The sequence below is a fragment of the Caenibius sp. WL genome (assembly GCF_019803445.1).
Classification (GTDB): Bacteria; Pseudomonadota; Alphaproteobacteria; order Sphingomonadales; family Sphingomonadaceae; genus Caenibius.
Genome location: NZ_CP081844.1, coordinates 2,094,166 through 2,109,532, shown reverse-complemented (window position 1 = coordinate 2,109,532; position 15,367 = coordinate 2,094,166). Strand labels below are relative to the sequence as shown.

The window sequence follows — 15,367 nt, the reverse complement described above, 5'->3', positions numbered from 1 at the left end:
CATCAATCCTCGTGCCCGGCTTCGCCCTTGCCGAGTTCGGCCTTGAGCGTGAAGCTGTTGGTGGTGGCGATCCGCTCGTCCCCCTTGAGGCCGGAACGGACAATCACATTGTTGCCCGAAGCATTGCCTACGGTGACGGGCACTGCCCGGAAGCCATCGGATGTCTGCACGAACACCACGGTTCTGCCTTCCACCGTCTGGACTGCGGTCAGAGGCACGCTGATGGCGTTTGAGGCATTGCCACCATCCGATAGCTGGACCGATGCGGTAACGGTTTCACCGACCCGCCATTGCCCGCCCCGATTGTCGAGCGTGGCGATAACCGGCACCAATCGGGTCTGCGCGTCGAGCGCGGGCGAAACGAAACTGATCCGCGCCGAGGCTTGGCGGCCGGGTGCCGTGACCAACACATGGCCCCCCGGTCTTACCCGGCCCGCATCGGCAGGCTGGAGATGAAAAGCAAGCGAGACACTGGAGAGATTGGCGATGCGATAGAGTTCCGCATCGGCGGCCACCGTCTGCCCCAGCACCACGCTTCGGGCGATGATCTGGCCCGATATCGGTGCGGCGATCCCGATCCGGTTGAGCCCGCCACCGCCGCCCCCAGCAGCGGCAACCTGTTGCTGCGCCTGTCGGTAGGCGATCCGCGCCTCCGTGGCGGCAGTACGCGCTGCGATCACGTCCTGTTCTGGCGAGACACGCTGAGCAAACAGCCGTTCCTCCCGAGCGAGGTTCGCATTGGCCAGCGCAAGCCGGGCACGGGATGCTTCCACTTCCCCTTTGATCTGCGCGGCTTCGCGGCTTTCAATCACCGCCAGCGTTGCCCCACGATTGACCGATTGGCCAAGATTGCGTGTCAGCGAAACGACACGGCCGCCAATCGCAGCGGAAACCACCTGCATGCCCTGCGGATCACCTTCGATAGTGGCAGGCAAATCGATCGTACCGGCCCCGCCAATGGTGGGCCGCCCGATCTCGATCCCGGCGGCGGCGATCTGTTCCGCGGTTAGCGCGATCTTGCCGTGATCGGCATGCCCCGTTTCTCCTTCTGCGTGCTTCTCCGCCGAAGCAGCCTCATCGCCCTCCTTATTTGCGGTTCCACATGCCGCCAGCAGCACGGCGAACGCCAGCGGCAGCATGGCCAAGGCTTTCCTTGCCTGTTTCATGGATCAGTCTCCTTGTGCCGGTGCGGGAGCGGTCAAGCGCTCCAACCGGGCCCGTGCGTTCTGGTAAGCGGCGAGCGCATCGATTGCGGCAAGGCGCGTTTCCGCAAGCGTCCGTTCGGCATCGAGCAGGTCGAGCTGACCGAACTTTCCTTCGCGATAACCAATGCGGGCGATCCGCGCGGCTTCCTGCGCGGCGGCCAGCGCGGGCCCGCTCGCCATCCGGGCAGTGGTCGCAGCATTGGCCGCTTCTGCCTGTGCCTCCTCGATGGCCTGCTCGGCATCAAGCGCGGTCATGCGTCGCATGGCGTCGGCGCGCTGGCGCTGGGCGATGGCTTCATCGACAGCCGCCCGCCCCGAATTGAAGAACGGGAGCGGAACGGAAAGACTGAAAACGGCAGCCGTATCGTTGGTTGCCTCCAGACGCCGCACCCCCGGGCCGACAGTGATATCCGGCACGCGTTGCGCACGTGCCAGACGGACCCCGGCATCGGCCACGGCCAGATCGGCATCGGCGGCTGCGAGAGCCAGAGTGCCCAAGCTGCCCATTGAACGCGCCCCGCCATCGTTCGACGCAGGAAGGTAATCGAGCACCGTCATATCAAGCGGCCCCGCCAACGGCTGGCCGATCCGCCGTGCAAGGTTCGCCCGCGCAACTTCCACTAAGCGCTCGGCACGCTCGACCCCCGCTTCGGCATTGATCCGGGTGACATCGGCGCGCTGTTCCTCGAGCGGGGAAGCACGGCCCGCCAAAACCCGGATACGGGCTGCATGGGCGGCATCGCGCGCGATGCGGAGTTGATCCTGCGCAGTGGCCAAGCGCTGCTCCGCCGCCACCGCTTCGATATAGAATTGCGTCACTTGCAAACGAATGTCCGCCTGGGCAATCGCCGCCATAAGCGTCGCCCGGCCGGTCTGTGCATCGGCGCTGGCGATCCGGGCCGAACGCTTGCCGCCCAGTTCGATAGGGACGCTGACACCGACCATTGTTTCCGCCTGATCGAAACCGCCATAGACCCCGGTTCCGGCAATATTTTCCACCTGTATTGCGACACTGGGGTTGGGCCGCAACCCGGCGACGGTACGCGCGGCCTGCGCGGCCTTGATATCGGCCTGTGCCGCTTCGCCCGCAGGCGAACTGCCACCTGCCAGTGCCACCGCCCTGTCGAGTGTGAGAATGGGTCCGGTGGGCCGTGAAGCTGCCGGTGGTGCGATATCCTGCGCCTGCGCAGCGGCGACGCAAGAAGTGGCGGCCAGCGCGGCCGCAATAATCCTGTGCATGGAGAGAAGTCCTGATTGAAGCTATCGAGTCAGCCATCCGTCATGCGAACGGCAGGTCGAAGGGAATCGATCAGGCGATAGGGGGGCGCAGTCCGGGGCTTGGCGACCAGCGATAAAGCGCCGCCGCCGGAGAATGGAACGCAGGCAGGGTGTGCGCCACGAACGGCATCGGCGCGCTATTCCTGATGGGAATGAAAGCCACTGCCCCATGGCAGCTGCCATGATGATGCGGCAACGCCTTTTCGGCATCAGCGGGCGTCTGGTCGGGATCGCTCTCGCTATGCATATAGCCCGAGCAATCCATACTGACCGCACCCGGAAATTCGCGCGCATGCAGCGTTGCCACCGCAGTCAGCGATGTCAAAAGCATGCACAGCAGAAAAAGCCCGCGGCGGAACATGCCCCGTGCGATAGCCGATCCGAGCCGGGCTGTCATGGCAAAGCGTCATGCACCACTGTCGATTGCCGGATCATCGATGCCCCGGCCCCGACGACGCTTTGCGACCCGTGATGGCGCTTCGGCAAAAATTGCGATATCCATAAATTGCAACCGCATCCGGAATTTGAGCAATTTTCACAAAGCATTGGCATCTGCCAAGCTTGGGCTTAGAACCCTGTTATGCCTGCCAACACAATGAATCCGCGCGTTTTCTGGGGAGCCACCGCTATTGCCGGGCTGCTGCTGGGAGGCGCGCTGATCGCCCCCGGCGCATCCGACCTAGTCTTCCGACAGGCGCAGGCCTGGGTCATCGACCGGTTCGGATGGTTCTACGTCGCCTCTGTCGCCGGGTTTCTGGCGGTGGTGGTGGGGCTGGCGATCAGTCCGGCCGGGCGGCTGCGGTTGGGGCCGGACGATGCCGATCCCGATTTTCCCTATGTCTCGTGGCTGGCGATGCTGTTCGCCGCCGGGATGGGCATCGGCCTCATGTTCTTCGCGGTGGCAGAACCGATCCAGCATTACAGCGCACCGCCCGAAGCAGAGGCGGGCACCATCCAGGCTGCACGGGAAGCGATGGTCATCACGTTCACGCACTGGGGCGTCCATGCCTGGGCGGTCTATGCGGTTGTCGGCCTGAGCCTCGCCTATTTCACGTATCGCAAGGGCCTGCCGCTCACGCTCCGCTCAGGGCTCCACCCGCTGCTCGGCCGGAGAATCAACGGATGGGTGGGCGATGCGGTGGACATCTTCGCCATCTGCGGCACTCTGTTCGGCATCGCCACCTCGCTGGGCCTGGGCGTGTCCCAGATGGGCGCGGGCCTCGCCTATGTTTACGATTTCCAGAACGGCACGATGCTACAAAGCTGGCTGATCGTCATTGTCATGGGCATTGCCACTCTTTCCGTACTCAGCGGTGTCGATCGCGGCGTGCGGCGCCTTTCGGAACTCAACCTGATCCTCGCCGTCCTGCTGATGCTGTTCGTGCTGGCGGTAGGCCCGACGCTGTTTCTTCTGCGGGCGCTGGTGCAGAATTTCGGGCTCTATCTCGATCACTTCTTCGTGCGGACTTTCACGCTCTATGCCTATGAACCGCGCGCCTGGATGGCGGACTGGACGCTGTTCTACTGGGCATGGTGGATTGCCTGGTCGCCGTTCGTCGGCATGTTCATCGCCCGCATCTCGCGCGGGCGGACCGTTCGCGAATTCGTGATCGGCGTGCTGCTGGTGCCGACAGCTTTCACCTTCCTGTGGATGACGGTGTTCGGCAACACCGCGATCGCGCTCGATCTCGGCACTGCTGCCGGGGCGATTGCGGAAGCGGTCAACGCCAATCTCGCCACCGCGCTGTTCGAATTCCTCGAATATCTGCCCGGCGCCTCTTTCACTTCCACTCTGGCCATCCTGCTGGTCGGCGTTTTCTTCGTCACCTCGGCCGATTCAGGATCACTGGTAATCGACACGCTCGCTTCGGGCGGCGCGGATGAAACGCCGCGATGGCAGCGTATCTACTGGTGCGTGGTGCTCGGCGCGGTGGCGATGCTGCTGCTTCTGGCGGGTGGGCTCGGCGCGCTTCAGGCGGCAACGCTGGTCGCCGCTTTGCCGTTCTGCTTTATCATGATCCTGCTGGCATTCGCCCTTGTTCGGCAGGCCAATGCCGACGCAACCGGCGACATCATCCCCTCCGATACCGCCCCGATCAGCGAAAGGCTGAAACGGCTGATCGCCCCGGCCAGCCATCGGGACATCATGCACCAGATCGCCCGCAGCGGCCTGCCTGCCCTGCAATCGGTCCGCGATGCAATGATCGAGGAAGGATTGGCCGACAGTGCGATCGAGGAAGAAGATGGCGCTGCATCCCTTTCGATCGGTTCGGAAGACGGGCACCGCTTCGTCTATCGGCTCACGCCACGTTCGCGGCCTGCCCCCGTGTTCACCGCCATGGACGCACCCGAGGGCCGCCGCACTCTGCAATGGTGGCTTGCGGCGCAGACCGATGGCGCAGGCAAGCCGCGCGATCTGACAGGCTTCACCCAAGACCAGATCGCCAGCGACCTGCTCGAACAGTTGGAGCGCTGGAGACTGCGCTAGCAGCCGAGCGCCGCCTAGCGCGCGAGGTAGCCGCCGTCGACCGCCAGATCGTGGCCGGTGATGAAGCTCGCCCATTCGGAGCACAAGAACACCACCGCATCAGCCACTTCGCGTGCCTCACCCAGGCGATTCATCGGATGCATCGAGGAAATGATCCGGGCAGCTTCCGGGTCCTTCATCGTTTCCGCCACCAGCGGGGTGGCGATGGCCCCGGGGCAAACGGCGTTAACGCGGATACCCTTGGCGGCATACTGCAGGGCGGCCGAACGGGTCAGCCCGACCACCGCATGCTTGCTCGCGCAATAGGCCGCAGTGATCGTGCCCGCCGCACCGGCAATCGATGCGGCGTTGACGATCGCGCCCCTGCCCGCTGCCTCCATATGCTTGAGTTCCGCTGTCATGCAGTTGAGCACGCCATCCTGATTGACGGCGACAACGCGGTTATAGATCGCGCGCTCACCCCAGGGCGTCGTCGTATCTTCCAGCGCGATGCCCGCGCTGTTGAAAGCGCAATCGAGCCGGCCCCACTCCGCCACGACCCGATCGACCGCAGCCTCCACCGCTGACGCATCCGTCACGTCGAGCGTGAGCGGCAGTGCCTGCCCACCCGCGTCTTCCACTTCGGCGGCCACCTGTTGCGCGGCCTCGCCGTTGCTGTCGGCAATGGCCACCCGTGCGCCCTGCCGTGCGAAGGCCAGAGCAGCGGCATGGCCGATACCGCTGCCCCCGCCCGTCACGAAGGCAACCTGATTTTCGAACAGTTTCATAATGTCTCTTATTCCCTGACAGGCGAAAACAACTGGCCACTGAGGAGGGTGATATCGTCCGCGGCTTGCTTGATGAGAGTGGCGGGCTCCACCTCCTGCAGAGCCGCAAAAAGGATCGACGACTGGGACAGGGCATAGTGGATGTGCGCCTCGAACGGCGTGCGCACGCCGAGTGTGTTGGCATCGGCGAAGTAACGGGTCGCCAGGACAGTCAGCTTGGCAATGATCGCGGAGGCGACCGGCAACAGCGTTGCATCCCGTGCCGCCGCGATATGCACATCGAGCAATCCCGTCAGCGCCCGGCCATACATCGCATCTTCCGACAGCCAGACGGATGCCACGGCCTGCGCCATATCTTCGGGCGCGGCGAACGGCGGCATGCGCTCAGGCGCTTCGAGATGGCGCAGCATATTGACGCCGATGCGATCGTAACCGGCCCTCAGCAGGTCCTGCAGATTGGCGAAATGCCGGGTCGTGGCGGCGAGCGATAGCGACGCCTCGCTCGCAATCGCGCGATGGGTGACGCCTTCGGCCCCATGTGCCAACAGCAGGCGAGCCACCGCTTCGCTCAGGGCGTGCACCGGCCCGTTCTGGTCCCCATCAGGCTGGCCCGGTTCGAAGCGCGCATCTGTCCGTTCCGTGCACCAGCGGGAAAACCAGTTGCCGGTTTCCACTGGCAACTGCCCTCGCTCCAGTCGCCGGAACACAAAGCGGAGAAAATCTTCGCAATAGAGCTTCCGCTCGAACTCTCCCAGGATACCGAACAGGAACAGTTCGGCGGAAGACACCGCCAGAAGCAGTGTGCCGCCAGCCTGTTCGGATGCCAGCCCCATCTGGCGCGCAATGGCCACCCATGCCTCACCACGGCGCAAGAACCACTCGACCACTATCGGTAGCGGAGCATGCTGCCGCAAGCTTTCGATCAACAGCGTGTGCCATGTGATTGTGACATCCCGCCATGTTCCCAGCGATTCGCCGACATGGTGCCGCAACAGGGCGATCTTCTCATCCGCCGTCAGCCCGGGCCGGGACTCCAACATGGCCACGCAGGCGCGGAGCCTTTCCAGATCGCGGGCCACCGCCCGTTCGAGCGCGGCATTCCACAGATTGGCCTTGGTTCCAAAGCGGTACTGGATCGCGGACGGGTCAATCTCGGCAACGCGGGCCACTTCGCGGATACTGACCGCGCGCATTCCGCCTTCCGCGAAACGCGCAACAGCCGCGTCGAGAATCCGGTCGGTGCTTTCCATTCTTCCCGTTGGGTCCGTCCCTTTGAAATTGCCCGGCATTTCACAGGCCGGGTTTCGGACTTAACCCAATTTCGCCATCCACGCAAACCGGTACATTTGCATTGCACATCAGGATGGAGTTGACGATATCTAATATACACGTAATATTTCTGCAAATAATACGAGTCATTGTGGCGTGACACTTCGGTACATACGTATCGCCATGGAGGGAGAATCTGATATGAGCGATTGGGACATCACCCGTTCGCGACGCCTGCGCAACAAGGCCACTGTGCTGGCCGCCGCCGTCACCGCCCTGCCCGCAACGGCTTATGCCGCTACGCCCGGCGACGGGGCCCAGGCTGAAGGGCTCGGCGAAATTATCGTGACCGCGCAGAAACGCGCCGAACCGCTTCAGAAAACGCCGCTGTCCATCAGCGCGATGACAGCGGCAGATCTCGTCAACAAAGGTATCAACGACATCACCGATCTGCGGTCGGAAGTGCCGAGCCTGCAGATCACCCCTCACCCCAACAGCGCGATCACCGCCCGCATTTTCATTCGCGGCGTCGGCAACAACGACGATCAGATCACGCAGGACCCGAGCGTGGCGGTCTATCTCGATGGCGTCTATGTCGCGCGCAGCCAGGGGCTCGCCGGGGAAGTGGCCGATCTCGAACGCATCGAAGTGCTGCGTGGGCCGCAGGGTTCGCTCTATGGCCGGAATGCCACGGGCGGGGCCATCAATTTCATCACCAAAGCGCCGGAACTGGGCCGCCTCTCCGTGCGCCAGGACCTGACCGTGGGCAACCGCGGACAGTTTCGCGCGCTCAGCAAAGTGAATATCCCGATCGGCGACCGTCTGGCTATCGAGCTTGGCTATCTGCGATCCGAAAAGGATGGCTTCGTGCGCAACCAGGGAACCGGCGTGAAACGGTTCGGCGATGAACGGCGCGACGCTTATCGCGCAGCCGTGCACTGGCAGCCGGTAGAGAATTTCGACGTCCGCTACACTTACGACCGCTCCGAAGTGAACGACACACCGGCCTATATCGCCCAGGTGCCGCTCTATCCCGCCACGGCTTCCCGGCCCAAGGGCGGATCACCCTTCGTCCAAGACCTGCAACGCAACGACGTGGTGGCGCAAGGCCACAACCTGACGCTCGACTGGCAGGTTTCGGATGCGCTGACGATCAAATCGATCACCGGCTTTCGCCGCCTCGCCAACACCACGCACCAGGACTATCTCACAGGGGCGTTCGGTCCGTTCCCCGTTGTCGCGACCTATTTCGATTCCAGGCAAAAACAGTTTTCGGAGGAACTGCAACTGATTGGCAAGGCATTCGGCGACCAGGTGCAATATGTGTTGGGCGCCTATTACTTCGATGAAAGCGCCAAAAGCTACGATATCAGCGCCACGGCGCGCCCGCCGCGCTCGGATCGTTATGTCACAATCGATAACACGGCCTATGCGCTCTACGGCCAGCTGACTTATCGGCCCGATTTCGCGGAGGGGTTGTATCTCACCGGCGGGGTGCGCTGGTCGCATGACAAGCGCAAGGCAACGTTGCAGAACATCAGCATCCCCGCAGCGGGCACGCCCACCGTCTCAGCGCTCGGCATCGGTGATCGGAGCTACGACAATGTCAGCCCGGAATTCGTCGTCGGATACAGCCCCAACGCCGACCTGAATCTTTATGCCAAATTGAGTCGCGGTTACAAAAGCGGCGGTTTCAACGTGCGCGCCAGTTCCATCGCCCGGTTCAACGCCGGTTTCGCCCCGGAAACGCTGACCTCCTATGAGATCGGCGCCAAGACGAGTTGGTTCGGCAATCGTCTGCGTGTCAACGTGGCGGCCTTCATCGCCGATTATAACGACATCCAGATCAACGTGCGGACCGACCCGACGAACATCGCCGTCACCGACGTGCTGAACGCGGGCAAAGCCCGTATCAAGGGGGTGGAACTCGATGTCACCGCACGCCCGGTTGCCGGTCTGACACTGACGGCCAATTATGCCTATCTCCATGCGCGCTATAAGGAGATTATCGACGGCACCGGCACGGATATCACGGACACGTTCCGCTTCGTCCAGGCCCCGCCACATAGCCTGACAGCAAGCGCCGAATACGAGTTTCCCGAAACCCCGATCGGCCGCCTCGCCATCTACGCCGATTATTCCTATCAAAGCCGCAAGTTTACGGCAGCGACCGATGCACATTACAAAATCGGCGGCTATGGTTTGCTCAATGGCCGGATCACGCTGTCGGACATCCCGCTGGGCTTCGGCAATTGGCAGGTGGCGGTGTCCGGCAAGAACTTGACCAACAAGACCTACCTCATCGATCATTTCGCGGTCGGCGTGCCGGCGGGCTTCTATGGCGAACCGCGGACTTACGGCGTCACTCTGTCCTTCAAATATTGAGGTTGAAAATGGCACGGATATTATCTCTCAAGACTCTCTCGGCGATCGTCGCCCTCGCCGGAGCGATAGCCTTGGGTGCCCTTCCCGCATCTGCCGGACAGGCCCCTGCCCCATCCGCCGACGCGAAGCCGTTCACCGCGAAGCCCGTGGTCGATCCGCAGGACAGTTTTCGCTTCGCAATCATGTCGGACCGGACCGGCGGCGCCCGCGCGGGAGTGTTCGAACGAGCCATCGATCAGGTCAATCTGTTGAAACCGGAGTTTGTCGTCAGCGTCGGCGATCTGGTCGAAGGCTATGCCGAGAATCCCGCCGTGCTGGCGCGGCAATGGGAGGAATTCGAAACCATCCTTGCCCGCCTCGATGCGCGGTTCTACCGGGTGGCGGGCAACCACGATCTCAGCAACACCGCGATGCTGGCCAACTGGCGCAAGCAGTTCGGCAACCCATACTATTCCTTCGTGTACAAGAACGTCCTGTTCCTCGTCCTCGACACGGAAGATCCGCCAGCTTCCGCGCTGAACATGCTGCCGAGAATATTCCCCGAGCCGGGCAAGGCCGAAGAAGTGCAGAAGCTACTCGAAACCAATCCCCGGCACGCCAACGAACTGATCTCCGCACAGATTCACAAGCTCAAGATTCCGATTGAGGAACTGACCCCTGCGAGCATCACGCAGGAGCAGGCGCGATGGGCAGAACAGACTCTGGCGGCGCATCCCGAAGTGCGCTGGACGATCGTCCTGCTGCATAAACCCGCATGGGTGTATCAGAACGCCAACAATGCGTTCCCGCAAATCCAGGCCGCGCTGGCCAAGCGCCGTTATACCGTCTTCGCGGGCCACGAGCATTACTATCAGCATGACGTGATCGACGGACACGACTATTTCCGCCTGGGGACCACTGGCGGCGAATGGATCCGCAAGGGGCCGGGCGCCGTGGATCACATCAGCTGGGTCACGATCGATGACAATGGGCCCCATGTCGCCAACATCCGTGTGGATGGTGTGTTCGGCCCCGAAGGCCCCAAAGACCCGCCAGCCACGGCGACGGATGCTGCGCCGGGGCATTGATGCCCCGGTTCCACCAAACCCGGTTTTCGACAATGGAAAATGGAAACGTGCGCGCCTGAGATCAGGTGCTACGCCGATAATGCACCAATCAACCACCATGCGGTTATCACGCCAACGCCTCGCGGACGGGGTATCACGGTTGGCGCCGGATGTTACAAGTCAGAAGCAGTCTCAGCCAGAACCTCTTTCCTTGGAATTTGGCGCTTGTATAGCTTGCTATAGCCCCTCCGCTCGGTCTTCGACAGTCTCAGGCCGAACGAAAATTGTGCCCAGGCAGATCGTTTTGACAAACGATACAATCGCCTAGAATTTACGAGCCGCTTTCTGGCCTATCAGCGTACCATGCTTTGCGATATCGCATGCCGCCCGCAAATCCATGATGAGTTGCCGGCGGTCGTGTTCGTTATAATCCGTGGGCCGCTCAATCGCGGCGATGGCGCGGTTGAGAAGGGTTTCTCGGTTCTCGGGCATATTCCTACTCCTGTGTTCACCGTGTTTGCCACGGCTTTTGAAATTGTGTCGGCAACCGGTTTGCAACGGGCATTGCCCGACAGCCGGATAGTGGCCATCGGGAACGGTTTCATGACAGAGAGGTCGTGATTGCGAAGTATCGCCGAAACGCCGCTGCGGCGATGTTTTGCGAGAGCCGCCATGCGCCACGCTGGCACCGCGTTCGCCGGTTCCACGCCCCGGGATATGGGGCGCGGCGCTGGCAAATTGTTTCTGAGAAATGCTTTCCCCCGACCAGGCTGCATGCGGGGGTCTGTCGATATGTAACAATGCGGGCCGCTGCTCGGACGGCAGATCACCATGCCAGCTCGGTCCCGTTCGATCGTCACGGTGTAAGCTTCATCTCCATCAGAACGTTTATCCAGCCTTTCGATCTCGTATCAGCGCAGCCTTGCGCTTCGCCGCCATTCTTCCCTTTATCTGGCGCGGAGGCAAGGGCCATCAAGGGTTATCACCGCAGACACAGACTTCCAGCACCTAAGACCTCAGCTACGGACGAAACCCTTGTAGCCCTGCTCCACCGCTTCCCTGCTCAATCGGGAAAACCGGGGGAAGCCGCCGACATAGATCATGAAGCCTCCCTTCTTGCCTTCGATATTCTTGGCGTTGTACCAGGAATCGGCAAGCTTATGCAGCGTTTGCCCTGAAACCGTTTCGATCTCATCCGCCCAGGATTGTTCCGCTTCTTCGGTCACGTCGATGCGTGTGTAACCTTCGCGTTTCATGTCGTCGATGATCGCCGCCGTCCAGTTGACCTGCCATTCGCCTGTGGTGATCATCTGGGCTTGCGCCGCCGGGGTCATCGGCCCATGAATCATGAACAGATTCGGGAAACCGGCAACCATCGCACCGAGGTACGTCGTCGGCCCATCCGCCCATTTGTCCGCCAGCTTGAGATGCCCCAGCCCCTCGATATCGATCCGGGCCAGAGCACCCGTCACCGCGTCGAAGCCGGTTGCCGTCACGATAACGTCAAGCGCGTATTCCGTATCTCGCGTACGCAGGCCCGTTTCGGTGAAGGCCACGATGGGGTCGGATTGCACATCGACGAGCGTGACATTATCGCGGTTATACATTTCATAGTAGCCGTTGCCGACGCACAGGCGCTTGCCGCCGATCGGATAAGTCGTCGGACAGAGCCGTTCGGCCGTCTTCAGGTCCTTCACGATCTGACGAATCTTGTTGCGGACGAATTCGCTGACCAACGCGTTCGCCTCTGCATCCGTCAGGACATCGTTGAACGCGAACAGGAGTTGAAAAGCGCTTTTGGAATTCCACGCCTTTTCGAGAATTGCCGCCTGTTCTTCCGGTGAGCAGTCATGTGCGGAGGAATCGGGATAATCGACGAGCGACGCGCCGTAGGTATCCAGCATCCGCTCACGCCGCTGTGCGTAATCTTCCTTCCATTCGCGTTCGTATTCGGCATCGAGCGGGCGATTGCCGGAGGGCATGCAAAAAGCCGGCGTACGCTGGAAGACATAGAGCCGCTCCGCCTGCTCCGCGATGATCGGCATGGCCTGAATCCCGGTCGAACCGGTGCCGATGAAGCCGACCCGCTTACCCGTGAAATCCACCCCTTCGCGCGGCCAGCCTGCAGTATGATAGACTTCCCCCCTGAAGCTATCACGGCCCGGCCAGGGCGGCGTGTTCGGGGCTGAAAGACTCCCCGTTGCGGCGATCACATAACGGCAGACGACATGATCGCCGTTCGCCGCGTGGACGTGCCAGAGACCGCTTTCGTCATCGAAGCGCATGCTTTTGACCGGATTGGAAAAGCGAATGTACTCGCGCAATCCAAACCGGTCAGCCACATGATTGGCGTAGCGTTCGAGATCGGGCTGAGCCGAAAAATATTCCGGCCAAGTCCATTCCTGCTGCAGATCCTCGTCAAAGCCATAGGAGTATTCGACGCTTTGAATATCCACGCGCGCGCCGGGATAGCGGTTCCAGTACCACGTGCCGCCGACACCATCGCCCGCTTCGAAGCAGGTGACACTGTAATCCCCCCGCAAACGATAAATCGCGTACATCCCGGAAAAACCGGCGCCGATAATAACGATATCGACGATTTCGGCCGTTGCCTGGTCTTTCATTGCCGCGCTGCCTTGTTTTTACTGCTACATGAACACGATGCAACCGAGGTTCGGTATAACCCTTGGGCTGTCAAGCTCTTAGGGGGCGGAGCCGTTAGAAGGCGACATGAATGCTGGCCTCCACCGAACGCGGATCGCCCAGAATCCATTGCGATGCACCGTAAGTGGACCGCACGTAGGTTTCGTTGAAGACATTGTGCAAACGCAGGCTGGCGCTGGCCGCTTCGGCGAACTGCCAGCGCACGCCGATATCGGTGAGCGTATAGGCGGGAAGCACCCGCGCGTTCGCCGCATCCTGATAGCGTTTGCCGACATATCCCATCCCGCCGTCGACCACCCAGCCTTCAAGGAATTCCCAGCTCAGGAAGGCATTCGCCGTCCTGGCGGCGACATTGGCCGGCCGGTTGCCCACGCGCTGGAACTGTACGCCGCCGACGGATTCGGAGAAATCGTCATAGCGTGCCCGCAGCAGCGCCCCGTTGAGCGTGAGGCTGACGCCGTCGACCGGCTCCAGCGAAAGCGATGCCTCGACACCTCGCGACGATTGCCGGCCGACCTGCACCTGAATCGTCGGCATCAGCGGATCGGACGTCAGCAGGCGCTTCTTCACGATGTCGTATGCGGCCAGAGTCCACTGCCCTCGCCCACCCCAGAAGATGTGTTTAATGCCGATTTCGTATTGCCGCCCTGTCGACAGGTCGAAACTGCTCTGCGCGAAGCTGGTCGAGACCAGCGCGCCGACCGGATCGGCAGCGGTGGCATACTGGCCATAGAGCGAAAGCGTGGGGATCGGTTGGTAAACCGCACCCACGCGCCAGGTCACGGCATCGGGTGTGCTGGTGAAATCGTTCGCTGCATTGATGTGGTCGGTCCTGGTGATCTTCGGCCGGTCGTAGCGCAGCCCCGCCACGATAGAGAACCTCTCGCTGAACTTCAGCCTGTCCTCTGCAAAAACGGAGAACTGGTCGATATTGTTCGTGTAGCGGGCCTTGGTGGGAGCGGCGGCCTGATCGATGAACCTGCCCGGCACTGGATCGATGGCATCGATCAGGCGCGCGGCGTTGTTACCCGCATTGCTGACGTTCTTGTAGCTGATCCGATTGACGTCGAAACCCACGACGAGATGGTTCTCGATACTGCCGAAGGTTTGCTTCAGGTTGGCGGTCGTGCGGTTCCCGGTCTGCTTCTGGATATGATAGAGTTCGAGGAAACCGGACTGGCGGATCTGCGCGGGCGTGGTGTCCGTTGCCGCGACGTAGCTGACGTTTTCGGCGTTGCGCCAGTACTTGTTCGCCCAGAGATGGTAGAACGTGCTGCGGATCGTCACCGCCTCGGACGGTGTCCATTCCACTTTGGCCTGGCTCCAATTGTCGCGGAAGCGCAGCCGGGCATCGGTGACGTTATAATTGTTGCGCCGGATCGATGTGTCGAGCGCGCCGTTGACCAGCGGCACACCGAACCAGATCCGTGGCTTCTGCGTGCTGAAATCGTGTGAGAACGTGATACTGAAATCGGACGCCGGGCGTAGCCGGATCGCCCCGGAAAACGCAATGGCGCTGCTGTCCCCACGATCCATCCAGCTATCAGACCGGCGGTAGCTGGCGTCCACCCGGAAGCTGACCCCATCGCTGATCGGGCCCCCCGCGCCCGCCGCGGCATGCACTGTTCCGAACGAGGCAACACCTGCGCGGCCCGCAAATTCAAGCGTGTCGCCCGGTTGCCTGCGCAAGACATTGACCGCGCCGCCTATCGCACCCTCGCCATAAAGCACCGAGGCCGGGCCACGCAGGATCTCCACGCTCTGCGCCATCCACGGATCAGCCGGGAAAGTCAGCGTGTTGTTGTACATCCGCATGCCGTCGTAGAGCGTCATCACCGAATTCTGGCCGGTGAAACCGCGCGCCGAGAGGCCATAACCGAACACCCCGGAAGTGTTCACAATGCCGGTCCCTCTGGCGGCGGCATCCTGGATTGTCAGATCACCGCGCAGACGGATCGCGTCGCCATCGAGCGTTTCCACGCTGGCAGGTGTTTCGAGCGGCGTGAGACCGAGACGGCTGGCGCTTTCGGTTGCGATGTTGAGCCGTAGATTGCCCAACACCCCGTTCACCACGATAGTATCCCTGTCGGCATCGGTGGCGTCGGCCGCATCGGCCTGGGCTGTGCAAGGCGCAAGGAGAGCGAAAGCCGCAAACGCGGCCGGTACATGCTTGATCATTATATCCCCCATCGGCGTCCAACGACACTGGGCGGGGGCTTGCCGTTCACAAACGGTCGGCAGCGCGCATCGGCCGGACGCCAGGGG

11 protein-coding genes are annotated in these 15,367 nt (G+C 61.9%); 3 read left to right on the top strand and 8 right to left on the bottom strand.

All coding sequences use genetic code 11. The annotated features are described in order from the left end of the window. Positions 1–2: 2 nt before the first annotated feature. From K5X80_RS10020 to K5X80_RS10010, 3 genes are all read right to left on the bottom strand, one after another. Entirely contained in the window at positions 3–1,166 is a 1,164-nt protein-coding gene (locus K5X80_RS10020; protein WP_222557604.1) for an efflux RND transporter periplasmic adaptor subunit, read from the bottom strand. Positions 1,167–1,169: 3 nt separating this feature from the next. Continuing rightward, positions 1,170–2,444 carry a TolC family protein gene (locus K5X80_RS10015; RefSeq protein WP_222557603.1) on the bottom strand — a complete coding sequence of 425 codons (1,275 nt, stop codon included), beginning with the start codon at positions 2,442–2,444 and terminating at the stop codon, positions 1,170–1,172. A gap of 70 nt (positions 2,445–2,514) precedes the next feature. Beyond that, entirely contained in the window at positions 2,515–2,814 is a 300-nt protein-coding gene (locus K5X80_RS10010) for a hypothetical protein (RefSeq protein WP_222557602.1), read from the bottom strand. Between the two features lie 249 nt (positions 2,815–3,063). On the opposite strand from K5X80_RS10010, the gene K5X80_RS10005 reads away from it, so the two are divergent. Next, positions 3,064–4,971 (top strand): BCCT family transporter, encoded by a 1,908-nt coding sequence (locus K5X80_RS10005; RefSeq protein WP_222557601.1) that lies wholly within the window; start codon positions 3,064–3,066, stop codon positions 4,969–4,971. A gap of 14 nt (positions 4,972–4,985) precedes the next feature. On the opposite strand, the gene K5X80_RS10000 is transcribed toward K5X80_RS10005, so the two are convergent. Together K5X80_RS10000 and K5X80_RS09995 are read right to left on the bottom strand one after the other, a co-directional pair. After that, complete coding sequence (locus tag K5X80_RS10000) at positions 4,986–5,738, bottom strand: SDR family NAD(P)-dependent oxidoreductase (RefSeq protein ID WP_222557600.1); 753 nt, start codon at positions 5,736–5,738, stop codon at positions 4,986–4,988. A gap of 8 nt (positions 5,739–5,746) precedes the next feature. Beyond that, positions 5,747–6,988 (bottom strand): TetR/AcrR family transcriptional regulator, encoded by a 1,242-nt coding sequence (locus tag K5X80_RS09995; RefSeq protein ID WP_222557599.1) that lies wholly within the window; start codon positions 6,986–6,988, stop codon positions 5,747–5,749. A 220-nt stretch (positions 6,989–7,208) separates the two neighbouring features. On the opposite strand from K5X80_RS09995, the gene K5X80_RS09990 reads away from it, so the two are divergent. Beyond that, a complete protein-coding gene (locus K5X80_RS09990; protein ID WP_222557598.1) occupies positions 7,209–9,392 on the top strand; it encodes a TonB-dependent receptor in 2,184 nt (727 codons plus the stop codon). Between the two features lie 8 nt (positions 9,393–9,400). After that, on the top strand, positions 9,401–10,459 hold the full coding sequence (locus tag K5X80_RS09985; RefSeq protein WP_222557597.1) for a metallophosphoesterase family protein: 1,059 nt from the start codon (positions 9,401–9,403) through the stop codon (positions 10,457–10,459). Positions 10,460–10,762: 303 nt separating this feature from the next. Here the strand turns inward: K5X80_RS09985 and K5X80_RS09980 are convergent, their stop codons facing one another. The 3 genes from K5X80_RS09980 to K5X80_RS09970 all read right to left on the bottom strand — a co-directional run bounded on the left by K5X80_RS09980 (position 10,763) and on the right by K5X80_RS09970 (position 15,280). Next, positions 10,763–11,239 (bottom strand): hypothetical protein, encoded by a 477-nt coding sequence (locus K5X80_RS09980; protein WP_222557596.1) that lies wholly within the window; start codon positions 11,237–11,239, stop codon positions 10,763–10,765. Positions 11,240–11,454: 215 nt separating this feature from the next. Further along, a complete protein-coding gene (locus K5X80_RS09975) occupies positions 11,455–13,062 on the bottom strand; it encodes a flavin-containing monooxygenase (RefSeq protein WP_222557595.1) in 1,608 nt (535 codons plus the stop codon). 94 nt (positions 13,063–13,156) lie between these two features. Further along, on the bottom strand, positions 13,157–15,280 hold the full coding sequence (locus K5X80_RS09970) for a TonB-dependent receptor (protein ID WP_222557594.1): 2,124 nt from the start codon (positions 15,278–15,280) through the stop codon (positions 13,157–13,159). Between the last annotated feature and the right edge of the window lie 87 nt (positions 15,281–15,367).